Consider the following 22,494-nt stretch of genomic DNA (forward strand, 5'->3'; position numbering starts at 1 on the left):
AGGTGCTATCGGGCCAGAGAGTTCAGCGCGGTCGCCGCACCGGGGCGGCCGGGACCCTCACCCGAGGGTCCCGCCCACCCCCCTGGTGCTCGCCCTCGACGGCATTGCGCCGCAGTCGCGTCGAGGGGAGGCTTCGTCACTCCACAGACCGTGGCCGCCTCAGGCGAAGTCTGCTGCGGTCATGCCGTCGGGATGTCCGGACGGCCACTCCACCAACTCGATCCGGTAACCGTCCGGGTCCGTGAGCCACGACGTCTTCGGGCCGTGAGGGCCGCCCGGGTACTGGAGGGGTTCAGGCCCCAGGCCGGCTTCGGTCAGCGTCTCCAGGGTGGTGGCGAGCGTCTCCACCTGGATCGCCAGGTGGTCGAAACCGCTGCCCACGTCGACCGGTCCGTCGCCGGGGCGGTGGACCAGTTCGAGCGAGGCCGCCGGTTCCTCGGGGAACTTGAGGATCACGAGGCGAGCCCCGTCGCCGACATCGACCCTGCCCAGTTCGACGTAGCCCAAGGCCGTGTAGAAACCGAGCGAGCGGTCCAGGTCGGTGACGCGGTAGGAGACGAAGAGCGTCTTCACGCGGTCTCCTCGGGCCGACGCACCGTGTAGCGGAGGTGCGTGACGTCTCGATCCTCGAGCCGTCGGACGAGGTCGAGTTCGATGTGATCACTACCCAGATGATCGAAGAGCCGTCGGCCGTCCCCGAGGAGGACCGGAATCAGGTGGATCTCCATCTCGTCGATGTGCCCGGCCCGCAGGAGCGCTTGCGCCGCCCCCGCCCCATGGACCAGGACCGGCCTGTCCCCGGCGGCTGCGCGAGCCTGGCGGGCGCAGTCCTCGACATCGGTGACGAAACGCGCGTGGCCGGGTGGGACGTCCCCGTCATCCACCTGGTGGGTGAGGACGAAGATCGGCACACCGTTGTGGTGGTCGCCCTGCCAACGCCCGGCGAGTTCGAAAGTCCTACGGCCTGAGATTACCGCGCCGGTCGCCAGCGCCTCGCGATAAACCTGTCCGCTGGGACCGTCGGACTCCCGGTCGTCGAGCCAGTTGAAGAGCCGTCCACCGTCGCGGCCGAGCTCCTGCCCCGGCTGATCGTCCGGGCCAGCGATATAGCCGTCGAGCGACATCGACATGTACAGCCGAATGGGGTGGTTCATCCGGGCCTCCCTCTCTCCTCCATGACACCGGGATCCGGCATCTCCTGAGCCGCCGACGGGGCGGGAATGTCACCAGGAAGACTTCAGGCAACCGGGAAACTCATCGGCCCGACACGCCGGCCCTGCTGCGCGGCCTCCACAGGAGGTAGCAGGCATGACCAGCGCGCCGCCGGCCGAATGTCAGCGGCGACCTCAATCAGAAGGACCTGACGACGCGTCGGGCAGAGGACGAACCCTCGTGGAACTGCACCCGTCAGTCGGCAGGCTCCCCCCGATCCCGGGCGCTATGCAGTTTGTCAAACGCTTAAAGCGCATTCGAAACCATGGACGGAGCGGTTCTTCACGGTGATGTTGGAAGGCCAGCGGCGTGCGGTCCGGAGCTGTTGGCCATCGGCCGCGCCCGCGACAGCAGTTGCTGCACAGCCTCCGAGAACCGGAAGGAAGTACACCACCGATGCGCAAAGTGAAGAACCTCGTGCTGGGCACTGCCCTGGCGGCTTCGGCACTCCTGGGCGGAGTGGTCGCCGTGGCTCCCGCGGCGGCCGCGGCCCCCGCGGCGTGTCCTGAGTCGCCGTCGACCAACTACAACTCTCCCGGTGGGTTCACCGGGAACGGAGTGAATATCCGCACCGGGCCGGGGACCGGCTGCACCGCCAAGGGCTACGGATACACGAACCACTCGGTGACCGTCCGGTGCCTGGCTTACGGCTGGGTCTACCTCACGGACAACACCACCGGGGTGACCGGCTGGGCGCTCGACGACTTCGTCACCTGGCACACCGTGCCGGTAGGCCGCTGCTACCCCCCGGCCTGAGCATCCTCCGCACCTCATGAGGGAGGCACCCGGCCCCCAGCAGAAGCACGTGCGGCCCCTGCTGGGGCCGCATTCCGATCGCACCAATTCTTCGACACAACGGGAGTGTTCAGCCATGCAGCCTCATCACCTCGTCCGTGGTCTCGCCGCAGTCGGCGCGACAGCGGCTCTGCTCACGGGACTCGCCGCGGGACCCGCGCTCGCCGAGGGCCCGGCTCAGCCGGCGCGACCGCAGAACGTGTGCTTCGAACGCGAGACGTGCTGGGTCACGGAGAACAACGTCATCTATCGCGCCTCTCCCGGCGGTACACCGCTGGGACAGGTCCACCGGGGCCAGGGTTTCGACACCGTCGAGTACCGCAACGGATGGTTCCGGGGCAACCTGTGGGGCGGACGGACCAACGTCTGGATCTACGCGGCCTACCTCGACTCGACCCGCCCCTGACCCTCTCGGCGCCCCGGCGCACGAGCCGCGCGGGGGTGCGGACACCGCGCGTTCGCACCCCCGCGGGAGCCGGTTGCGCACAGCTCGCGAGGCTGAGAGCATCACCTGTCCATGGCTATAAATCTTCCTTATCCGGTCAATGTCGTCACCGTCGACATCCCCCGACGAGAAGACCCCGTTGCCCACAGCTGGACTGTATGGGGCGACCCCGTGAGGGGCGCCGACGCGGCTCTCTCCTCGCTGAGCGTCAGGGCTGCGGGACTCGGCGCTCAGGAGGTCATCGGGGTCAGACTCCTTGTCCTCCCGATGGCTCTGATGGCCTACGGAACAGCGATCAGGTACGCCTGAGAGGCCTCGCACCGGCTCCGGCCTGCCCATACAGCCCATGAGGAAACGGATGTCGCGGACGGTCCGGTCGTCGATGTGTGGGCGACCCGGCAGGTGTCCGAGGTCCGCACGGTCGTGGAGAAGCGCGCGTTCCAACTGGGCCGGTTGAAGCTGTCGCAGATCCCGCCGATTCCCGGCAGAGTCGATCGCGTGACCCAGGGGCCCACGCGCCGCATGGCAGCGCAGCCGGCCCGGTCCGCGACCAAAACGGTGGTGCTCTGCGAGCGTCCACGTCCTGCTTGGGCCCCCACCGGCAGCCCGCCCCCGAATCGGGGCAGGCTGCACTGCGAGACCCGCACATCCATGAGCCCGTTGCCGGGACGGGACAGGAGCACTCTGGTTCCGTGGTGGTGGCGTACTCCTCGAACTTCAGTGATCCATCGGGGCCGTACGGGACTCTCCGCCGCAGGCGCTCGTATCGGTGCCCCATAGGAGGTCCCGGTCGCTGACCGCCTTCACTGTGGCGAATCCTCGGCACCGCGGCGGAACAAGGTGGCCGCCGGCACAACGCATGCCTGCGGCCACCCACCGCCGGCCAGGAGGCCCGGCGCACCTTCCATTCTCCGAACCGCTGCTGGTGAAGGAGATGCCCGTTGCAGGCGCGGCACCTCCACTGCCGGACGGGAGCGCTGTGGCCCTCGCCCGGGTCGGCGGGGAAATCCGCCTGGCTCGATTGGCGCGGACGACGAAGGCAGCCGTGGTTCTTCGTCGTCGAGGATGAGAGGTGAGCCCATCGGCCGCCATAACGTCAGGGACAACTCTCACTGGAAGGCTCCGACGTGACCGCTGATTTGCACCACCGCGCCATCGTCGCCGATACCCACAACGATCTGCTGATGGCGGTGTCGGCGCGGCCCCCGTTCCGCTGGGCTGACTTTTTCCGTGAACGCTGGCTGCCGCAGCTCCAGGCCGGAGGCGTGGACATCCAAGTGCTGCCCGTCTTCATCGACGACGCCTACCGGCCGGAGGGCGCGCTGCGCCGCACCCTGCGGATGATCGAGACCGCGCATGTGCTGGCCGAGGGGAACCCGGATACCGTGGCCCTGTGCGAGGACGGCGACCAGATCGACGCCGCTCTCGCCGCGTCGAAGATCGCACTCGTGCTCGCCCTGGAGAGCGCGCCGGGCGTCGACGCCGATGTCGAGCTGTTCCACACCCTTCACCGCCTCGGCGTGCGTGTCGCTTCCATCGCGCACTGGAACCGCACCCCGCTCGCCGACGGCAGCGGAGAGGACGCCACCGGCTCCCGGCTCACGGCCGCCGGAGTCCGGGCCCTGGCGGAGATGGAACGACTCGGCATGCTCTTCGACGTCTCCCACCTCGGCGCCGCCGGGGTGGCCCACGTCCTCGAACTGGCCACCCGCCCGCTCCTGGCCACCCACTCCTCGGCCCGCGCACTCAGCGACCACCACCGCAATCTGACCGATGAGCAGCTCCGAGGAGTCGCCGCCACGGGCGGCGTCGTCTGCGTCAACTTCTTCCCCGGCTTTCTCGCCGAAGCCGAGGAGGACCGCACCCTGGAGAAGCTGGTGGACCACATCGAGCATGTGGCGTCCGTCGCGGGCATCGACCACGTCGGCATCGGGCCCGACTTCGTACGCGAGGTCCTTCTCGACGTCACCCCGCCCTGTTGCGAGGATCTGAATCTCGACGACATGGACCCGCTCGTCACCCTGCCGGGGCTCGACGGCCCGGCGGGCCTGCCCCTCGTGACGGCGGAACTCTTCCGGCGCGGCCACCCCGAGGCCGACATCGGCAAGATCCTCGGCGGGAATGTCCACCGGCTCTTCCGCGCGGAACTGGGGCGCGCCCGATGACGCCCGCCGCCGTCCCGGTATCCGCCTCCGGCCCGCCGCCCGCCGCCGTCCCGGTATCCGCCTCCGGCCCGCAGGCCGCCGCCGTCCCGGTGCCCGTCACCGGTCCGGAGTCGGCGGGCACCATGAATCTCGACGCCATGCTCGCCGACCTCGAAGAGCTCGTGCTCTGCGAGTCGTTCTCGGCGGATCATCAGGCCGTCGCAGCCAGCGCCGCGACCGTCGCCGCCCAGGGCACCCACCACCTCGGAGCCGCGCCCGAGATCCTCGTCATCGGGGGAGTCACCCATCTGCGCTGGACGTTCGGTGAGCCCCGGGTGCTGCTCGTAGGGCACCACGACACCGTGTGGCCCATGGGCTCGCTGGCCACCCACCCCTGGTCGGTCGTGAACGGAATCGCCCGCGGACCCGGGGTCTTCGACATGAAGACCGGACTCGTGCAGATGTTCCACGCGCTCAGGTCGCTGCCCACGCTTGACGGCATCCGTGTCCTGATCACCGGCGACGAGGAACTGGGCTCGCCCACCTCCCGCGAACTGGTCGAGGAGTCCGCCAAGGGGTGCGTCGCCGCGTTCGTCCTGGAAGCCTCCGCCGACGGCGGGGCACTGAAGACCGCGCGCAAGGGGGTGTCCGAGTACGAGATCGAGGTACGGGGCCGGGCCGCGCACTCCGGACTCGAACCGGAGAAGGGCGTGAACGCGGCCATCGAGGCCGCCCACCAGGTCCTGGCGATCAGCAGGCTCGGCGACCTGGTCAACGAAGAACTGTCCGTCTCCCACGGTCCGGACGCCACCACCGTCACACCGACCCTCCTGCGGGCGGGAACGGCCGTCAACACCGTGCCGCCGCGGGCCTCCATCTCCGTCGACGTGCGGGTACCGGACGCTGCGGCCCAGCGCCGGGTGGACGAACTGATCCGCTGCCTCCCCGTGCACACCCCCGGTGCCCGTCTCAGCGTCTCCGGCGGCCCCAACCGGGCACCTCTGGAAGCGACTTCGTCGGCCGGGCTCTTCGCCCGGGCACCAGGCCCGCATCGGCCAGTTGCATCAGCAGGACGGCGGTGAACACCTTCGTCGTGGAACCGATCTGGAACAGCGTGTCCGGGGTGACGGCTCGGCCCGTCGCAATGTTCTCGACGCCGACGGAGCATTCGGCGACCTCGTCGCCGATGGCGACGGCGACCTGCGCTCCGACGATTCCCAGTTCGGCCGCTGCTTCACCGGCCAGGTGTGTGATGGCGGCTCTGTCGATGGCCGCAGTTTCGCTGGTCATGGGCGAGGTCTCCCCTGTGTACGCGACTCGGAATGCACCTCAGCCTAGGTAGTACACGAAGTGACGGCCCAGTGCCGCGGCACCAAATCGGCCGCTTCGGTTGGGGCGTCCGGACGAAGCCGGTGGCGACTGGGACGCCCCGACGGCCGGGGCGACCGCGACCGTGAATCGACTCCCTCGAAGCTGTGGTCCGCGTGGTTCCGGAGCGGCCCAGGAGGCGGCAGGCCTCAATCAGTGCTGGGTCGGACGAGCTTGACAGGCGGTCTGTCGATGGCATCACCGGTTTCGCGCCGTGGGTGACGGGGTGCAGGAGCGTGCCTGACATGTCGGAGGGTGCCAGTAGCCTCAGGAACCATGGGGATTCAGATAGATGTAGTGGTGGGATACCCGGTCAACGATGAGGTGGAGAGGGTGCTCGGGCTGGCTGAGGCGGTTGGCGAGCCTGTCACTGTCACGTTCATGTGGGAGGGGCGTGACGAGGCGGAGCGCGCTGTGCTGGTGCCCGCGGCCACGCTGGCGCTCTGGGAGCATTGGGCTCCCACTGCCTACCCGACGAGTGACGCCAGGGACGAGAACCGGGCCGATGCGGAAGAGCCGGAGCTGGCTCACCCAGCGGAATTCGGCGCGTTCACGCTCTTTCGACGTCGCGCAGGAGAGCGCACGGCGGTCGCTCGTGGGGGAGTGGTGGTCGCCGAGCTCCTGGTCCCCGACGAGGCGCACTGGCTCGAAGAGCAGGCCCGCAATGTCCGCCAAGGCTTCATGGATCCGAAGCAGAAGGCGGCGTTCGAGGAGTTCCTCGCCCGACAGCCACCCCTCGATGAGCAGTGACGCGCCGACTTGTGCTTCAGCCGCGGCATGCGCGCGCCGCCAGGTCACCACCGCGCCAGTGCCTCCGCGGACCATCCGCAGTAGCCGCCAGCCCTCGGCGTCATCTATCCCGCGAGCGCGAACTCGTCATGCCACGCACGTGGTTTGGCGGCCCGATGCCGCTCGAGCTGCAGGTTCAGGAGGAGTTGTCGGAGTCAGCGGCGAGGGTCTTGCCCGCGACTCCTGACCGGGTGACGCCGTCGACTGCGTCAACCCACCGAATTCGGCGCGAGCCGGCGCGCCTGACCACCGGCCGCGGCTGCGGGCACGCGGCGCGGGCCAGTGGCGGCGGCTTCGGTTCGTGGTGTGGTCGTCCGGCTGGGCGGACCACTGGAGGAGGAAGCGCAGGGATTCCTGGGAGGGGGAGTCCGGTGGGGCCGTGTAGGCGACAAGTTGCTGGTCGGGCTGTGTGTCGACCTTCGGGACCCACCTGGCCAAGGCCGACTGAACAGGCCATCCTGAGTACCGCAGCGCACGCGCCGGCGCGATCTGCCACGGCGGCCGGCGCCAGATCCACCAGGCGCACCGGGAGGACCAGCTCGCCGCCCTCGGTCTGGTCCTCAACACCGGCGTCCTGCACTCGCCCGCTGGGCCACTCGTTGCATCCGGTAGAGGCCAGGCACCCGACGCTCCGGGCCGAGGCGAGGAACGCCGAGCTGGGCTGAGCGCTGGCGCAACGACCTCACGGAGCCCTAAAGGGCACTCTCCTGAACGGGATCCCGCGTTTCCGGGTGAGCTGGATCGTCGGCCGCGGCGGCGGCGCGCAGCGCCGCCTCGACGTGGCGGTTGCTGGTCATGGTCGACGTGACGGCGGTCATGGTGAGGAGGAGGCCGGCGGCGGTGTAGAGCGGGGTGCGTATGTCGTAGGTGCTGGCCAGCCAGCCGCCGAGGAAGGCCCCGATGGGGGCGGCGCACATGGCGAGCATGCGGGATGTGGAGGCGACCCGGCCCATCAGGTGGGCGGGGACGATCGCCTGTCGGAGGGAGGGGGCGAGGACCATCGTGGCGCCCATGCCGGCCCCGCAGACGGCGAGTGCCAACCCGGCCACGTACGGGTTCGGGGCGGCGGCCAGGCCCAGGATGGCAAGTCCCTCGACGGCGGCCGTGCAGGTCAGCGCGGTGCCGGTGCCGAGTCGTCGGCCGAGGAAGGAGGCGATGCCCGCGCCGAGCAGGCCGCCGGCGGCCTCCGCGGTGAGGAGCAGGCCGAAGCCGTAGGTGTCGATGCCGAGGCGGTCGTGGGCGAACAGGGCGAGTACGGTCTCCACGGCGAGGAAGGCGATGTTCCCGACCGCCGGACGCAGGGCGAGTCCGAGCAGCAACTGATCCCGGAATACGTACGAGGCGCCGGCCCGCGCCTGCCGCAGCAGTGACTCGCGGGCCTGCGGTACGGGCCGGGGTGCGGCAGGCAGCGACCGTACGAGCAGTGCGGACAGCGCGAACGACACCGCGTCGGCGAGCAGCGGAACCGCTCGCCCGAGCGCGAGCAGCGCACTGCCCGCAGGCGGTCCCGCGAAGCCGGACGCGGCGGTCTGGGCGCCGCGCAGGCGGGAGTTGGCGCGCTCCAGGAGCGCGGGGTCACGGCCGAGCAGATCCGGCAGATAGGCCGTGGCGGCGTGTCGAAGAAGAGCCCGCCGAGGCCGAGCAGGAAGGCGACGGCCGCGAGCAGTGGAATGCTCAGCGCGTCGAGCGCGGCCGCTGCCGCCGGTATCGCGAGCAGCACCGCACGCGCCGCGTCCGTGACCCACATCGTGCGCCGACGGTCCCAGCGGTCCACCAGGGCGCCGCCGAGCACCCCGAAGAGCAGCCACGGCAGCGTTCCGGTGGCCGTGACGACGGCGAGCGCCATCGGATCCCGCGTCAACGTCAACGCGAGCAGCGGCAGCGCGGCGTGCGACACCCCGTCACCGAGCGAGGAGACCGTCTGCGCGGTCCACAGCCGTCCGAACCCGGTCGGCAACTTGCGGATATCTGAGGTCACTTGGCGTCCCCTTCGGCCTGCTCACGCGTTGTCGGGTGGAACAGTGCGAAGACGAGTGACGCGTCCGGCAGCGACGGATCGGACAGCTCCCGGTACTCGTCCGCCAGTGCCTGCATCCGCGCCCCCAACCGCGCGAACTGCTCGTCGGTGAGCCGCAGATGCGCCATCCGTACGTGCCGCTCGCCATCCGCCGGCGCTGCCTCCAGGTCCGCCACCGCATGCCGCATCAGCACATCCGGCCCTCCTTCGCCCGGGTCCGGCAGCACGATCGACCGCGCGGCCATGGCGTAGTACCGCTCGGTGACCCCCCGGACCTTCCGCGTTCGTACCACCGTCACCAGGCCGGCCCGCTCCAGCAGCCGTACGTGGTAGCTGGAACTCCCCTTCGCAATGCCCACTCGCTCGGCGATCTGCGTAATCGTCGCGGGCTCGAAGCGGAGCACGGCCATGATCCGGTGACGCGTGAGATTGGAAACGGCGCGTAGCTGCTCGTCGGTGGTGACGTGGAACGTCTCGGGGAGATCGTCTGTAGGCATGGCCCCAATGGTCAACACTTCTTGACCATTGGTCAAGGGGTTTTGTTCGGGCTTCCGGAATCGGTTCTCCAGCCCGTGAGGCCTTCGTAGTCGCCACCAGCGATGCTCGTTCGTTCTGTGGTACCTGGGGCGCCCCAAGCGCGGATATGAAGACCACCCCTGGCGGGCGGCTTCGATCGAAGGGACCTCAGGCGGCCGTCACTGTTGGGGGTCGCCATGCGGCAAGGGCATCAGGGGGAACGTCCCGTCATATTCAGCTGAACGTGACGCTCCGGTCGGTGGCATCCGGTGCGACGAAGGCGAGAAGTGACTCGGCGCCTCGTCCAACACCGCCGCGGTGTCTGCCGCGACAGCGGCCGGAACGATCGTTGCAGCGCGCCACGTTGCTGTGCTCTGACGCCGGGTCAACCCGAGTTGGGGAGGGCGGAGAGCAGGGCCGCGGCGGCTCTGTCGAAAGGGGTGGTGCTGCCCGCTGCGCGACACAGGATGTGGGCGCCTTCGAGAGTGACGATCAGGAGAGTGGCCAGATCGGCGGCCGGGGATGGGCTCATTCCGGCCTGAGTGAGTTTTCCGGCGAGCTCGCCGGTCCAGCCGGTGAACCCTTCGGCCGCGACGGTGCGCAGGCTGCTTCGGTCAGCGATGGCCGCACCGCCGTCGATGGTGACCGCCGCGACTGCGCAGCCGGTTTCTACGAGTTCGACAGCGCGGAGAACGCCCTGACCTTCGCTCAGGGCCCCTTCGCCGAAGAGGCCCGCCGGGCCGGAGCCCCGGCAACGACGCGACTGTTCGACGGTGACATCGTCAAGGACGCCAGCATCGACCTGAACTCGCCCTACTACGACTGACACCGCAGGTCGCCACCGCTTCGGCGCTGGACGCCGGCTCGCCCCACTGCGGGGCGAGGCGGCCTCAACGGAAAGTCATCTCGATGAACGTCACGCGGCACCCCGAGAACAGCGTGAGCTGGATCGACCTCGGCACCCCGACACGGAGACGACGACGGCGTTCTACACCGCGCTGTTCGGTTGGACCGTCGCCCCACCGGACTCCAACGGCTACAGGCTCTGCACGCTGCGCGGACATCTCGTCGCCGCCCTTGGGCCGGCCGAGGACGCCGGCGCACCCTACTGGACGATCAACGTCACCGTGTCGGACATCCAGGCCACCGCCACTCGCTTCACGAACCTGGGCGCCCAGATCATCGTGGCACCCACCGAAGTCGGGACACTCGGCTACTACGCCGTCGCTCTCGACCCCGTCGGCGCACCACTGTCACTTTGGCAGCCCGGCACCCATGACGGCATGCAACTGACCGGCGAACCGGGCGCTTTCGCCGGCATCAGCCTTCTCACCGACCACTCCGCGCAGGCCGCCGCCTTCTACCGACCAGCCCTGAACTGGAACTACAACCCCGGCCACACAGAGTTCCGGCTGCCGGACCACTCCATCGCCGCGACCAGCCCGCCGCCAGGGACTCCAACGGCACAGCGATCACTCTGGCCGGTCAGTTTCGCCAGTGACAGGCCCGACACCGACGCCAAGCAGGCCCTGCAACTCGGTGCGACCGCAGTTCGCCAGGACTCCAACGGAGACGTGGTCCTGCGCGATCCCACCGGCGCTCTGTTCGGCCTCACTCAGCACACCCGATAGTGCCACTCCGACCGAACGCGTTGCCCCAGGCGACTTCATGAGTCACCGCACGAGGTCCGGCCTTCGTATGTCACGCTCGTCCCCATGCAGAAACGACATGTCGCCGCGGCGACGCTGATGGTGATCGTATGGACGGGGGCCGCTGCGTGCGGTGGGAGCGACTCGTCATCTTCGTCTTCCCCAGGGAAATCGACCGGTTCAACAGGCGCCAAGAAGCCCGCCGGAGGAGAGCCGTCGATCCCCAAGGGGCCGCGCACGACACTCAAGGGGATGGACGTCTGCAAAGCGCTGAGGGCCGAGTCGCTGACCGCGATCGGCGTTCAGCCCTCCGACGCCAAGGAGGGCAGCGAATCCGGCAGAAGCTCGGACTCCGGCTGTGACTGGCACAGCGGCGGGACGGAGGTGCAGATCAACGGCATCGTCGACATGTCGGTGGACTTGTCCGTGGACGAGTACGGAATCCAGAAGAAGATCGACGTCCTGGGCTTCCCAGGGGTCGCGGCCACTGCGATCGGCAACTCCTGTGACGACTCCATGCAGGTCAACGCCGACGAACTCGAGGTCAATGTCCGGAACGAAGACAGCAGCAATCCGGCGCTTCGCGTTAGCAAGGCGTGCGACGTGGCGAGGGACTTCACCCGACAGGTGCTGACGGGAGTCACCAAGAAGTGAGGTGGCGGCGCTGCCTGCCGTGCGCGCCTGCTCGCCAGAACTGCCCGAGCACCCGGACTTCACCCGCATCCTTGCCGTGTTCAACGAGGAGACCGGAACGCTGCGGGCCAGGGACGTCGCCCAGGCCCTCGGCCACGAACTCCCGCCCACGAACGTCGTGGGCATCCGGGCCAAGCCGAAGCGCCTGGTCGAACTCGACGTCCTCACCGACGCCGACACGGGCAGCTTCGCCAGGAAGCCAGAGCGCAGCCGCGCCTGTGCCGGATGGATGCCAGGGGTGGGCCGGGCTGCCGCAGGCCGCGGGCCGCGGGCCGGGCACGCCACCGCGGGTGATCTCAGTGATGCCGGGAAGCGAGCACCTAGTGCCGTGACCGGATAGGTTCACCGAGGCCTCGTGTTCTGCGAGTTCGTGAGCCACCGCTGCTCCCCGGTTTCTGCTGGTCACCGGGGTGGACGACCTCGTTTGGATGGTTGTCATCGACTTGCCGCCCATCCCGCCCTGCAGGCAGGGTGTGGATCATGCTTGAACTACGTAGTCTGACATCAGACGACTGGCCCCTTTGGCGGGAGTTGCGACTGGCCGCGCTTACTGAGGCGCCCTACGCGTTCGGATCGACGCTGGCTCAGTGGCAGGGCTCCGGCGACCGAGAGGCACGCTGGCGTGCCCGTCTGTCGATTCCTGGAGCGCTCGATCTCGTCGCGCTCCTCGACGGCCTTCCGGTGGGCATCGCCAGCGGAGTACCGGGCGAGGGAACAGATAATGTGGAGTTGATCTCGATGTGGGTCGCCCCCACGGCTCGGGGCAAGGGCGTGGGTGACTACCTGATCCAGGCGGTCGAGCGGTGGGGAGCGGAGCGCGGCGTCACGACGCTGCGGTTGTCCGTCATGCCGGACAACCGCAAGGCGACCGCACTCTATGAGCGGCACGGTTTCACGGACACGGGTGAGCCCGGCGATCTTCTGCCCGATGGCATTGGCAGGGAGCGGGTCATGGCGAAGAGCCTGGCCGCTGTCTGATCTCCATATCCGGGCACGGCGGGATCCCTCACTGGGTCAGGCTGCGGCGGCGAGGGGGCGTCCGCCCCAGCGGATGCCCTTCTCGCTGCGGATGCGGATGCGGGGTGCTGCGTGAACCACGCGGCCACAGCGCTAGCCGAGTTCGAGCTGGTTGGTTGGCATCCGGAGCTCATGCAACCCCACGTCTGCCCAGAACTGCTCCGGCGGCCCGCACATCCGTTACACCTCACTACCGCTACACCTGCGGACAGAACCCGGTGAGTTCGGATCCATCTGCCCACCCGGTGCGCAGATGACCAGGGAAGTGCGGGCGGGCGCACCGAAGCCGCCCTTCCTTCCGCTCGGGCTCATGGTCGACTCCTTCGCTCACGGCGGCGGTCCGGTCCGACGCGTCCGCGGAGCGGATTCGGGGCCGGGAGGTGCTGGCCGACCTCGCAGTTTCGCAGCCCTCGCTAACGTCTCACTCACGTTTCGCTTACGTGATGCCCGTGGCTGTGAGCGGGTGGAATCGGGTGCCGATCAGGCTTGCCCGGACCCGGGCACGCGGTACAGCATGACCTTGCGTGACGTCGCCGATCGAAGGTTCCCGAGGAAGGGAACCGTGTCGGCAGTGGTCGGCAGCGGCCGGCGGTGTCAGGCCAGCGAGGCGGCGTGGGCGGGGTCGATGGCGTGCTGGAGCGGCCGGTTCTGTGTGAAGCGGCGGAGTTCGCCGAGCACGAGCTGTCCGAGGCGGTGGCGTTCGGCGCCCATGGCGCCGCCCAGGTGCGGTGTCAGGACGACGTTGGGAAGGGTGAACAGTGGTGAGTCATGAGCCGGGGGCTCGGGGTGCGTTACGTCGAGTACGGCGGTGAGGTCGGGCCTGGCGTGCAGGACCTGCGCGGCGGCCGTCTCGTCGATCAGCGTGCCCCGCGCGGTGTTGATCAGTGTCGTGCCCGGCCCCATGGAGTTGAGCAGCCGTGCCCCGATCGAGCCGCGGGTCTGGGGCAGCAGCGGTGCGTGGAGGCTGACGACGTGACTGGTGGCGAAGAGTTCCTCGATGGAGATCAGCCGGACTCCCGCGCGCTGGGCGGTGTCCTGGGAGGCGACGGGATCCGTGGCGAGGACCTCGACTTCGAAGCGGGCGAGGTGGGCGGCGACGAGCCGGCCGATGTGCCCGAGTCCCAACAGGCCGACCCGTGACCGGTACGCGCCCGGGACGTCGGGATCGGTGGGGAAGCGGCGGCTCTGCGCCATCTCCCGCTCGATGCGGTGGGCCTGTTTCAGTCCGAGCAGGACATGGGCGAGGGTGAACTCCGCCACCGGAACGGCATTGGCCGCGGCGGCCGCGACGATCGGGATGTCGCGCTCCCAGAAGGCGGGTGTGGTCAGGTGCCGGACGGACCCCGCCGCGACGAGAACGGCCCGCAGCCGAGGGGCCCGTGACAGGAGGGCGCCGTCGAGAAGGGGTGCACCCCAGCCTGTGAGCAGAATGTCGACGGTCCGCAGCACGTCGGGGTCCGCGTCGAGCTCCTGCCGGGTGAGGGGCGGTCCCTGCCAGTGCACGAGCCGGCCGATCTCGGCCAGTACTGCGGGCGGGTAGACGTCGGCCCGGCGTTCTTCCTCCATGACCAACAGGGCTGTCGGTGCGGTGGCCGGTGCGTTCATGTCGGGTTGTCTCCTCGGCCTGTCCGGTGGTGGACCGGCAGCCGGACGGTCGGCGGTCCCTGCTCGGATGTGATGGAAAGCGTCTGGCTTTATGTCGTGGATTGGTGGGGGCTGTTCGTTGTCCGGCCCGTAGCTCGCAGGAACCATACATCGGATCACTGAAATGTCATCGCCGTGACCCTGGATGTCGATCTTCCTTGGTCGAGTGGCGGCCGTGGGGAACGAGGCGCCCCTTGGGGTGAACAACCGTTCCCGTCGATGCCCAACTTATATGGCCAAGAACCCATTTATAGGAGTCGGGTCGTCCCTCCCATCCGTCGCGCCGGCTGGAGGAGGTGCGGAAGTGTGCCAGATGAGCGCTCCTTCGGTCAGTCGAAACACTTTGTATTCATCGGACTATTGACCGTTGATTCGGACCCGGTTACCGTCCCAGCAAGCGCTTTCTAGACCGCGGTGATGCGGGCGAAACCGGGAGTTGTCATGCAGAGATCGCGATGGATCGGCGCGGGGGCCCTCGCCTCGGTTCTGATCCTCACCAGCTGTACCTCCGGGGCTGCGGGAGTGGATGCCAAGCAGAACCCCAAGGCACCTCTCGAGCTCTGGACCAGGACGACCCCGGGCGGACCGGGGGAGAAGGGCGCACTGCAGCTCGCCGCCGCCTTCGAGAAGGCCACGGGCTACCAGGTCAAGGTCACGGCCATCTTCGACGACTTCGAGACCAAACTGCAGCAGCGGGCCGCCCAGAAGAAGCTCCCCGACATCGTCATGAACGACGTGACGCAGCTCGGAACCATGCACAGCCAAGGTCTGCTCCGAGAGATCGACCTGGGCAAGATCAAGGACAGCAAGCAGATCATCGAACAGGGCCTGAAGTCCGGGCAGAGCCTGGACGGCAAGCAGTACGGACTGCCGTTCTCCGCGCAGGCGTCCGCGCTGCTGATCCGCAAGGACTGGCGCGAGAAGCTGAAGCTCGACGTCCCGCGCAACTGGGACGACTTCGCCGCGATGGCCACGGCCTTCACCACTCAGGACCCCGACGGGGACGGCAAGAACAACACCGCCGGGCTCGCCGCCCCGCTGTCCACCAAGCGCGGTTACGCCTCCTGGTACTTCTCGAACTTCCTGTGGGCCGCGGGCGGCGACTTCATCACCGAGGCCGGCAAGGGCACGTACAAGCCGGCGATGACCACCGCGGCGTCGGTGCAGGCCATGCAGTGGTTCCGCGACCTGGGGTGCAAGGCCAAGGCCATCCAGCCCGGCGCGGTGACCATGGACACCCCGCCGACGAACGAGACGTTCGAGTCGGGTCGAGCCGGCATGTTCGTCGTCGGCCCGTACCTGCTGCCGCGCTTCGACAAGTCCCTGGGCAAGGACAAGTACGAGGTCGTGCCGATGCCCAAGGGACCCAAGGACGCCACCGTCCTCGCCGAGGGCGGCTCCGTCTACCTGATGGCCGGCTCGGACAACCAGGCCGGCCAGGACGCCTTCGCCGGCTTCGCGGTGTCCGTCGAAGGCCAGAAGAAGGGGATGGAGGGCGCCACCGGCTACACCGTGCAACTTCCCGTCAACACCGCCGTGGACATCTCCCAGATCCGTCCCGACCCGCGCTGGAAGACCTACGCCCAGGCGTACCAGGACTCCGGGCGGTACGCGCCCTCCATACCGAACTGGACGCCGGTGCGGCAGGTGACGGCGGACGCGGTGAACGCGCTGATGGCGGACTGCGGCCTCGACATCAACGCCAAGTTGGGTGAGCTCGACAAGCAGCTCGCCGATATCCTCAAGGAGCAGGGGATCGCCGCGTCATGAGCCTCGACCAGGCGGAACCGGCCGCCCGTGCGGCAGCCGGCTCCGCCCCCCGCGAACCGGCCCTCCGGGGCGGCGGGACCGCCGGTCGTCGGGGGCGCAGCCGCAGATCGGGCCGGTGGTGGACGCCCTGGCTCTTCCTCGCCCCGGCGCTGCTGCTCTTCCTGTACTTCAAGTTCATTCCCATGGCCAGCGCGCTGACCATGTCCTTCCAGGATGTGCAGCCCTACCTGGGAAACCGGTGGGTCGGCACCGAGAACTACGCTACGGTGCTGCAGTCGCACGGATTCCGTGAGGCCGCGTGGCACACGGTCGTGCTCGCCGTCGGCGAGACCGTCGGCGCGATGTCACTCGGCTTCGCCCTGGCCCTGCTGATGGAGGGGCAGAGCCGGCGACTGGGATTCGTGCGCTCCGCGGCGTTCCTTCCGGTGGTGGTGCCGCTCGCGGTCGTCGCCGAACTGTGGCGGATCATGTACCACCCGACCGGGGACGGCATGCTCAACTCCGTTCTGGGCCTGGTGGGAGCCGGTCCGTCGGGGTTCATCAACGACCCCGACACGTCGATGGCCTCCATCATGCTCACCGGCATCTGGCGGGGTGCCCCCTACGACATGATGATTTTCCTCGCCGGACTGACGAGCGTGGACCGCGGCCTGTACGAGGCGGCGAAGGTCGACGGGGCCTCCCGGTGGCAGCGGGTGTGGTACGTGACGGTGCCCGGACTGCGGTCGGTGTTCTCGATTCTGTTCATCCTCGCCGCGATCCGCGGACTGCGCGTGTTCACCGAGGTGTTCCTGCTCACCAACGGGGGGCCCAACGGCTCCACCGAGGTCGTCATGACCCTCATCTACAAGCTCGGGCTCGAGCAGAACCGGCTCGGCGTCGGCGCGGCGGGAGCGGTCCTGCTGTTCGTCGCGACGCTGATCCTGACCATCATCGTCCAACTGCTGCGGCGGAGGGAGAGCAAGTGAGTGCGCCGACCGAGACCGCGCTGGGCCTGACCGAGAGCCGCAGCGTCGGCGGACGGATCCTGAAGGCCGTCATCTACCTGCTGGTCCTGACGGTGTTCGCGGGCCCGCTGCTGGCCCTGCTCGTCGGCGCCTTCGGCCACATCAAGGACCCGACGCAGCTGAGCGTCGTGCCCAAGGGCTTCACGTTGGACAACTTCCGGATCGCCTTCGACCAGGGGGTGCTCAAGTACCTGCTGAACTCGTTCTTCGTCGTCGGCTTCGGGCTGCTGCTCCAGGTCGTTGTCTCCGTGCTGGCCGGATACGCGCTGGCCCGGAAGGTGTTTCCCGGAATGACGCTGGCGCTCGTCGCCATCCTGGCGACGCTGATGCTGCCCGAGGAGATCCTGGCCCTCCCGCTGTCTGTCATTCTCTCCGACCTGCCGGTCGTCCACTTCAACCTCATCGGCACCCTCGCCGGCATGATCGTCCCGCTGGGCGCCTGGGGATTCTCCATCCTGGTGATGACCGAGTTCATGAAGGACGTGCCACGCGAACTGGAAGAGGCCGCCCGCATCGACGGCGCCGGAGACCTGCGGATCTTCGCCCAGATCATTCTGCCGATGTGCAAGCCCGCCCTCGGCGTCATCGGAGTCTTCGGCTTCACCATGATCTGGGACCAGTACCTGCTGCCCCTGCTCGTCTCCACGGACTCCTCCTCGTACACGCTGCCGCTGGCGCTGCGGACCCTGCGGATCGACCCGGCCGTGACGCCCGGAGTGGTGATGGCCGCCTCGTTGCTGGCCCTGCTGCCCTCGGTGATCGTCTTCCTGTTCTTCCAGCGGTCCTTCGTCAGCGGTCTGTCCTCCGGGGCGCTCAAGGGCTGACCCGCGAACCGACCACCGACCCACGAACTGACCGCTGACTCGCGGACCGACCCGCGGCCCCGGTGACTTCGTAGCCCGCGCAGCCCGCGCGGCCCGTTCCGGCCCGTTCCGGCCCGCGGCCTGCGCCGGCCCCGCAGCCCGCACCGGCCCCCGGGGCCTGCCACCCTGACGTGCCTGCGCGTCGGCCCGGTTCCCGCCCCCGTTCCCTACGACCAGCCCTGACGCGCACCGAAAAGCCGCCGGACGCCGATGAGAAAGAGCGATTCCCCATGACTCCGAGCACCGACACCCCGCCGGCGCACCCGTCCGCGACCCCGGATCCCGTAGGAGGCCCGGAGACGAACTGGTTCACCACCGCCCGGTTCGGCATGTTCGTCCATTGGGGTCTGTACTCCCTCGCCGCACGGCACGAGTGGGTCAAAAACCGTGAGCGACTGACCGACGAGCAGTACCAGGTGTACTTCGACCACTTCGACCCGGACCGCTACGACCCCGCCCAGTGGGCCAGAGCGGCCAAGGCGGCGGGCATGCGGTACGTCGTGCTCACCACCAAGCACCACGACGGCTTCTGCCTGTGGGACAGCGCCCTGACCGAGTACAAGGTCACCAACACCCCGCACGGCCGTGACCTCGTGGGGCCGTTCGTCGAGGCGTGCCGCGCCGAGGGGCTCAAGGTCGGCCTCTACTACTCGCTGATCGACTGGCACCATCCGTCCTTCCCCGTGGACGGCACCCATCCGCAGCGCGACGACGAGGCGTTCAAGGCATCCCACGCCGAGCGGGACATCCGCGACTACCAGCGCTATCTGCACGGCCAGGTCCGCGAGTTGCTGACCTCGTTCGGACGCGTCGACTACCTGTTCTTCGACTTCTCGTATGCCGGGCGCACCTGGTGGGGCGGCAAGGGACCCGACGACTGGGACTCCCCGCAGCTCCTGCGGACCATTCGCGAACTGCAGCCGCACGTCCTCGTCAACGACCGGACCGGCCTTCCCGGGGACTTCGTCACCCCCGAGCAGTACCAGCCGTCCGGTCCCATGACCGACAACGGGCGACCCGTGCTGTGGGAAGCCTGCCAGACGCTCAACGGCAGCTGGGGCTACGACCGGGACAACCTGGACCACAAGAGCCCCGACCTGCTGATCCGCATGCTCGTCGACGGCGTGTCCAAGGGCGGCAACCTGCTGCTCAACGTGGGACCCACCGGCCGCGGCGCTCTCGACCCGCGCGACACCGCGGTCCTGGAGGAGATCGGCCGGTGGACGCAACTGCACGAACGGGCGATCCGCGGCTGCGGACCCTCCTCGTACACCGCCCCCGCCGAATGCCGGTACACCCAGCGCGGCGACCGGCTCTACGTCCACCTGTTCGCCTGGCCGCTGCGTCACCTGCACCTGCCGGGCCTGGCCGGCCGGGTGCGCTACGCCCAACTGCTCAACGACGCGTCCGAGATCATCCCGGTGCACATCGACCCGGACCGGCCCGCGGTCAACACCGAGATGGGCGGACAGCCGGCCGGAACGCTCACGCTCCAGCTCCCGGTCCGGCGCCCCGATACCCCCGTACCTGTCATCGAACTGTTCCTGGACACCCAGGAAACCCAGGACGCCGGGGACACCACCCGGGACACCCTGGCCGCCGGCTGAGCGCCAGCCGGCACACCGTCCGTCCACCACACCCTCACGGAGGCACCATGCAACGCCGCACGTTCCTCATGGGCACCGCGGCAGGGGCGGCGCTGGCCGTCGCCCCCGTCGGCGGACCGCTGAGCGCCAGCGCCAGCTCAGCCCCGGCGGCCGTCCGCACGCTGGACGAGCTGCAGGCCGCGATCGACCGGGCACGACCCGGTGACCGGATCATCGTGGCCGACGGGACCTACACCGTCCCACCGGACCGCCCGCTCACCGTTCGGAACAAGCAGGGCACCCGGCGCGCGCCCGTCACCATCGCCGCCCGGACGCGCGGCGGCGTCATCCTGGAAGGCGAGCACAGCTTCCTCCTCGAAGCGTCCAGCCACATCACCCTCAGCGGCTTCTCCTTCCGGCAGAAGAACACCCTGGACCTCCCCCCGGACTGCTCGCACATCCGGCTCACCCGCAACGACTTCCAACTGGCCGACATCGAGGGCGTGCACTGGGTGATGGTGCGCGCGGACGACAGCAGCGTCGACCACAACCACTTCCACGGCAAGAGCACCCTCGGCATCTACCTCGGCATCGAGGGCGCGAACACGGAGGAGATGGCCCAGCGCGTCCACGTGTACCGCAACTACTTCTCCGACCACACCTTCCCCGGCTCCAACGGCGGCGAACCGATCCGGCTCGGCGTCAGCCCCCGAGCCCTGTCCAGCGCCCACGCGGTCGTGGAGTACAACCTGTTCGAGCGCGCCAACGGCGATCCCGAGGCGATCTCGGTGAAGAGCTCGGACAACACCATCCGGTACAACACCATCCGCGACAGTCTCGGCGGGATCGTCCTGCGGCACGGCAACCGCAACCGGGTGGAAGCCAACCACCTCGTCGACGGCACGGAGGGCGTGCGGATCTATGGCAACGACCATGTGATCGTCAACAACTACCTCGCCGGCCTGTCCGGGCGGGCCCTGGTGATCGGCAGCGGTTCGGAGCGCGATCACCTCCCCGGTGAGACGCCCGAGGCGCGCCGCGGCAACGACGCCCCCGACCGGATCCTCATCGCGTACAACACCCTGCTGAACAACAACGGCACGCTCTCCGGGGAGAGTCAGCGTCCGCACGAGCCGCGGGACGTCACCGTCGCGGACAACCTGTTCGTCGCGGACACCGGCCAACTGGTCGCGATGGCGAACACCGTGCGCTTCACCTGGTCGGGCAATCTCCTGTGGGGTGCCGCCGCCGACGGCAACATCCCCGCCGGTGGCGGCATCCGGGTCGACCCCAGGCTGGTGACGGACCCGCACGGCATCGCCCGGCCGGCCGCCGGCAGCCCGGCGATCGACGCGGGCACGCTGCGGTGGCCGCGCATCACCCACGACATCGACGGACAGCCCCGCGGCAGGGCCCGGGATGTGGGCGCGGACGAATACTCCCGCCGGGCGCCGAGGCGCGGACCCCTGACCCCGGCCGATGTCGGCCCTCAGGCCGGCTGAGCGCACCCGCCCACTTCGACGCAGGAGGCACCATGCAACGACGCACGTTCCTCAAAGGCACCGCCGTGACCGCACTTGGCGCCGCAGCCCTGACCGCCACGCTGTCGGGCAGCGCATCGGCGGCCGACATCCCGGTCGCTTCCCTGGCAGCACTCCAGAACGCGATCAACGGCGCCGCCCCTGGTGACCGGATCATCGTCGCCGACGGCACCTACACGGTTCCAACGGGCAGCGCGATCACCATCTCCGGCAAGAACGGCACCGGCGCCGCGCCCATCACCATCGTGTCCGAGACCCGCGGTGGCGCGGTGCTGCGGGGCGCACGCGGCTTCGTGCTCAGCAATTCCAGCAACATCACCATCAGCGGCTTCGCCTTCCGGCAGAGCACCACGCTCGAGATCCCGGCGGACTGCTCGGCGATCCGGCTGACCCGCAACGACTTCCAGTTCGCGGACACCGGCGATCCGTACTGGGTCGTCGTGCGGGCGGACGACTCGAAGATCGACCGGAACCATTTCCACAACAAGACCACCGCGGGCATCTTCCTCGTCGTCGACGGTCCCGGCTCGACCGCCATGGCCCAGAACCTGCACATCTTCCGCAACCATTTCTCCGACCACACCTTCACCGGGGACAACGGCGGCGAGCCGATCCGCCTCGGCGTCAGCGGCCGGGCCCTGTCGGCGGCCGGCGCCTACGTGGAGTACAACCTGTTCGAGCGCTGCAACGGCGACCCCGAGGCCATCTCGGTGAAGTCCTCGGACAACACCGTGCGGTACAACACCATCCGCGACAGCCGCGGCGGCATCGTGCTGCGGCACGGCAATCGCTCCAGGGTGGAGGGCAACCACCTGATCGGCGGCATCGACGGGGTGCGCGTCTACGGCAACGACCACGTGATCGTCAACAACTACCTCAGCGGGCTGTCCGGCCGGGCCCTGGTGGTCGGCAGCGGCACCACCCGTGACCACACCCCGGGGGAGACGCAGGAGCAGCGGCGGGGCAACGACGCCTGCGACCGCGCGGTGATCGCGCACAACTCCCTGATCAACAACGCCGGCACGCTGTCGGGCGAGACGCGGACGTACGAGCCGCAGGACGTGACCATCGCCGACAACCTGCTGGTCGGCGACTCGGGCAGCCTCGTCGCCATGGGAGCCACCTCCGGCTTCACCTGGCAGAGCAACTTGCTGTGGGGGGCGGCCGCCAACGGCAACATCCCCTCCGGGGGCTTCACCCGGGCCGACCCGCGGCTCGGTCGGGGCACGGACGGTGTTCTGCGGCTGACGGCCGGCAGTCCGGCGATCGGCGCGGCCACGCTGGGCGGCACCGTCGTGGCCGACGACATCGACGGGGATCAGCGCGGGAGCGTACGGGACATCGGTGCCGACGAGTACGCGACGGCGCCCGTACTGCGGCACCCGCTGACCGCTGCGGACGTGGGCCCGAACGCCGCCTGAGCGAGACCCGGTGACGG

General features: G+C 69.1%; 22 protein-coding genes and 1 pseudogene. 16 read left to right on the forward strand and 7 right to left on the reverse strand.

All coding sequences use genetic code 11. The annotated features are described in order from the left end of the window. Positions 1-159: 159 nt before the first annotated feature. Together O3W51_RS19950 and O3W51_RS19955 are read right to left on the reverse strand one after the other, a co-directional pair. Positions 160-573 carry a VOC family protein gene (locus O3W51_RS19950; RefSeq protein WP_138355307.1) on the reverse strand — a complete coding sequence of 138 codons (414 nt, stop codon included), beginning with the start codon at positions 571-573 and terminating at the stop codon, positions 160-162. Continuing rightward, the gene (locus tag O3W51_RS19955; protein ID WP_138355308.1) at positions 570-1,154 is read right to left on the reverse strand and encodes a dihydrofolate reductase family protein; all 585 of its coding nucleotides are present in this window, start codon (positions 1,152-1,154) and stop codon (positions 570-572) included. The genes O3W51_RS19950 and O3W51_RS19955 overlap by 4 nt, the downstream gene beginning before the upstream one ends. 454 nt (positions 1,155-1,608) lie before the next feature. Here O3W51_RS19955 and O3W51_RS19960 point away from each other — a divergent pair, with 454 nt between their 5' ends. The 5 genes from O3W51_RS19960 (at position 1,609) to O3W51_RS19980 (ending at position 5,678) form a co-directional block, all read left to right on the forward strand. Then, a complete protein-coding gene (locus O3W51_RS19960; RefSeq protein WP_138355309.1) occupies positions 1,609-1,968 on the forward strand; it encodes an SH3 domain-containing protein in 360 nt (119 codons plus the stop codon). Between the two features lie 115 nt (positions 1,969-2,083). Further along, complete coding sequence (locus tag O3W51_RS19965; protein WP_138355310.1) at positions 2,084-2,413, forward strand: SH3 domain-containing protein; 330 nt, start codon at positions 2,084-2,086, stop codon at positions 2,411-2,413. A gap of 111 nt (positions 2,414-2,524) precedes the next feature. Continuing rightward, positions 2,525-2,761, forward strand: a complete 237-nt coding sequence (locus tag O3W51_RS19970; RefSeq protein ID WP_269287096.1) for a hypothetical protein — start codon at positions 2,525-2,527, stop codon at positions 2,759-2,761. 818 nt (positions 2,762-3,579) lie between these two features. Continuing rightward, on the forward strand, positions 3,580-4,617 hold the full coding sequence (locus O3W51_RS19975) for a dipeptidase (protein WP_138355312.1): 1,038 nt from the start codon (positions 3,580-3,582) through the stop codon (positions 4,615-4,617). A 137-nt stretch (positions 4,618-4,754) separates the two neighbouring features. Continuing rightward, the gene (locus tag O3W51_RS19980; protein ID WP_138355358.1) at positions 4,755-5,678 is read left to right on the forward strand and encodes a M20/M25/M40 family metallo-hydrolase; all 924 of its coding nucleotides are present in this window, start codon (positions 4,755-4,757) and stop codon (positions 5,676-5,678) included. Here O3W51_RS19980 and O3W51_RS19985 read toward each other — a convergent pair. Then, positions 5,566-5,886 carry a serine hydrolase gene (locus tag O3W51_RS19985; protein ID WP_138355313.1) on the reverse strand — a complete coding sequence of 107 codons (321 nt, stop codon included), beginning with the start codon at positions 5,884-5,886 and terminating at the stop codon, positions 5,566-5,568. The genes O3W51_RS19980 and O3W51_RS19985 overlap by 113 nt on opposite strands. A 354-nt stretch (positions 5,887-6,240) precedes the next feature. Between O3W51_RS19985 and O3W51_RS19990 the strand changes: the two genes are divergently transcribed. After that, a complete protein-coding gene (locus tag O3W51_RS19990; RefSeq protein WP_138355314.1) occupies positions 6,241-6,714 on the forward strand; it encodes a hypothetical protein in 474 nt (157 codons plus the stop codon). A 731-nt stretch (positions 6,715-7,445) separates the two neighbouring features. Here O3W51_RS19990 and O3W51_RS19995 read toward each other — a convergent pair. From O3W51_RS19995 to O3W51_RS48900, 3 genes and pseudogenes are all read right to left on the reverse strand, one after another. After that, positions 7,446-8,731: pseudogene (locus tag O3W51_RS19995) on the reverse strand (MFS transporter). After that, on the reverse strand, positions 8,728-9,267 hold the full coding sequence (locus tag O3W51_RS20000; RefSeq protein WP_138355315.1) for an ArsR/SmtB family transcription factor: 540 nt from the start codon (positions 9,265-9,267) through the stop codon (positions 8,728-8,730). The pseudogene O3W51_RS19995 and the gene O3W51_RS20000 overlap by 4 nt, the downstream one beginning before the upstream one ends. 404 nt (positions 9,268-9,671) lie before the next feature. Continuing rightward, entirely contained in the window at positions 9,672-10,115 is a 444-nt protein-coding gene (locus O3W51_RS48900) for an LmrA/YxaF family transcription factor (protein WP_381588823.1), read from the reverse strand. A 115-nt stretch (positions 10,116-10,230) separates the two neighbouring features. Here O3W51_RS48900 and O3W51_RS20010 point away from each other — a divergent pair, with 115 nt between their 5' ends. From O3W51_RS20010 to O3W51_RS20025, 4 genes are all read left to right on the forward strand, one after another. Beyond that, a complete protein-coding gene (locus O3W51_RS20010; protein ID WP_269287117.1) occupies positions 10,231-10,917 on the forward strand; it encodes a VOC family protein in 687 nt (228 codons plus the stop codon). Between the two features lie 84 nt (positions 10,918-11,001). Beyond that, entirely contained in the window at positions 11,002-11,589 is a 588-nt protein-coding gene (locus O3W51_RS20015) for a DUF3558 family protein (protein WP_138355316.1), read from the forward strand. A gap of 1 nt (position 11,590) precedes the next feature. After that, positions 11,591-11,968, forward strand: coding sequence for a hypothetical protein (locus O3W51_RS20020; RefSeq protein WP_187145200.1), 378 nt, complete (start codon positions 11,591-11,593; stop codon positions 11,966-11,968). A 140-nt stretch (positions 11,969-12,108) separates the two neighbouring features. Further along, positions 12,109-12,606 carry a GNAT family N-acetyltransferase gene (locus O3W51_RS20025; protein ID WP_138355317.1) on the forward strand — a complete coding sequence of 166 codons (498 nt, stop codon included), beginning with the start codon at positions 12,109-12,111 and terminating at the stop codon, positions 12,604-12,606. A gap of 633 nt (positions 12,607-13,239) precedes the next feature. Here the strand turns inward: O3W51_RS20025 and O3W51_RS20030 are convergent. Continuing rightward, complete coding sequence (locus O3W51_RS20030) at positions 13,240-14,250, reverse strand: hydroxyacid dehydrogenase (protein WP_269287097.1); 1,011 nt, start codon at positions 14,248-14,250, stop codon at positions 13,240-13,242. Positions 14,251-14,730: 480 nt separating this feature from the next. On the opposite strand from O3W51_RS20030, the gene O3W51_RS20035 reads away from it, so the two are divergent. The 6 genes from O3W51_RS20035 (at position 14,731) to O3W51_RS20060 (ending at position 22,477) form a co-directional block, all read left to right on the forward strand. Beyond that, complete coding sequence (locus O3W51_RS20035) at positions 14,731-16,059, forward strand: sugar ABC transporter substrate-binding protein (protein WP_138355319.1); 1,329 nt, start codon at positions 14,731-14,733, stop codon at positions 16,057-16,059. Next, entirely contained in the window at positions 16,056-17,027 is a 972-nt protein-coding gene (locus tag O3W51_RS20040) for a carbohydrate ABC transporter permease (RefSeq protein ID WP_138355320.1), read from the forward strand. Before O3W51_RS20035 ends, O3W51_RS20040 begins: the two co-directional genes overlap by 4 nt. After that, positions 17,024-17,890: a carbohydrate ABC transporter permease gene (locus O3W51_RS20045; RefSeq protein ID WP_138355321.1), complete on the forward strand. Its 867-nt coding sequence runs from the start codon at positions 17,024-17,026 to the stop codon at positions 17,888-17,890. The genes O3W51_RS20040 and O3W51_RS20045 overlap by 4 nt, the downstream gene beginning before the upstream one ends. A gap of 269 nt (positions 17,891-18,159) precedes the next feature. Beyond that, positions 18,160-19,536 (forward strand): alpha-L-fucosidase, encoded by a 1,377-nt coding sequence (locus O3W51_RS20050; RefSeq protein WP_138355322.1) that lies wholly within the window; start codon positions 18,160-18,162, stop codon positions 19,534-19,536. 47 nt (positions 19,537-19,583) lie between these two features. Further along, positions 19,584-21,017: a polysaccharide lyase 6 family protein gene (locus O3W51_RS20055; protein WP_138355323.1), complete on the forward strand. Its 1,434-nt coding sequence runs from the start codon at positions 19,584-19,586 to the stop codon at positions 21,015-21,017. A gap of 32 nt (positions 21,018-21,049) precedes the next feature. Continuing rightward, positions 21,050-22,477: a polysaccharide lyase 6 family protein gene (locus O3W51_RS20060; RefSeq protein ID WP_138355324.1), complete on the forward strand. Its 1,428-nt coding sequence runs from the start codon at positions 21,050-21,052 to the stop codon at positions 22,475-22,477. Positions 22,478-22,494 lie beyond the last annotated feature (17 nt).

This window comes from Streptomyces sp. H39-C1, from assembly GCF_027158125.1.
Lineage (GTDB): Bacteria > Actinomycetota > Actinomycetes > Streptomycetales > Streptomycetaceae > Actinacidiphila > Actinacidiphila fildesensis.

Coding starts and splice junctions, on each gene's coding strand:
- O3W51_RS19955 (WP_138355308.1), bottom strand. CDS start 1,154: ATGAACCACCCCATTCGGCTGTACATGTCGATGTCGCTCGACGGCTAT.
- O3W51_RS19960 (WP_138355309.1), top strand. CDS start 1,609: ATGCGCAAAGTGAAGAACCTCGTGCTGGGCACTGCCCTGGCGGCTTCG.
- O3W51_RS19965 (WP_138355310.1), top strand. CDS start 2,084: ATGCAGCCTCATCACCTCGTCCGTGGTCTCGCCGCAGTCGGCGCGACA.
- O3W51_RS19970 (WP_269287096.1), top strand. CDS start 2,525: ATGGCTATAAATCTTCCTTATCCGGTCAATGTCGTCACCGTCGACATC.
- O3W51_RS19980 (WP_138355358.1), top strand. CDS start 4,755: ATGCTCGCCGACCTCGAAGAGCTCGTGCTCTGCGAGTCGTTCTCGGCG.
- O3W51_RS19985 (WP_138355313.1), bottom strand. CDS start 5,886: ATGACCAGCGAAACTGCGGCCATCGACAGAGCCGCCATCACACACCTG.
- O3W51_RS19990 (WP_138355314.1), top strand. CDS start 6,241: ATGGGGATTCAGATAGATGTAGTGGTGGGATACCCGGTCAACGATGAG.
- O3W51_RS20000 (WP_138355315.1), bottom strand. CDS start 9,267: ATGCCTACAGACGATCTCCCCGAGACGTTCCACGTCACCACCGACGAG.
- O3W51_RS20015 (WP_138355316.1), top strand. CDS start 11,002: ATGCAGAAACGACATGTCGCCGCGGCGACGCTGATGGTGATCGTATGG.
- O3W51_RS20025 (WP_138355317.1), top strand. CDS start 12,109: ATGCTTGAACTACGTAGTCTGACATCAGACGACTGGCCCCTTTGGCGG.
- O3W51_RS20030 (WP_269287097.1), bottom strand. CDS start 14,250: ATGAACGCACCGGCCACCGCACCGACAGCCCTGTTGGTCATGGAGGAA.
- O3W51_RS20035 (WP_138355319.1), top strand. CDS start 14,731: ATGCAGAGATCGCGATGGATCGGCGCGGGGGCCCTCGCCTCGGTTCTG.
- O3W51_RS20040 (WP_138355320.1), top strand. CDS start 16,056: ATGAGCCTCGACCAGGCGGAACCGGCCGCCCGTGCGGCAGCCGGCTCC.
- O3W51_RS20050 (WP_138355322.1), top strand. CDS start 18,160: ATGACTCCGAGCACCGACACCCCGCCGGCGCACCCGTCCGCGACCCCG.
- O3W51_RS20055 (WP_138355323.1), top strand. CDS start 19,584: ATGCAACGCCGCACGTTCCTCATGGGCACCGCGGCAGGGGCGGCGCTG.
- O3W51_RS20060 (WP_138355324.1), top strand. CDS start 21,050: ATGCAACGACGCACGTTCCTCAAAGGCACCGCCGTGACCGCACTTGGC.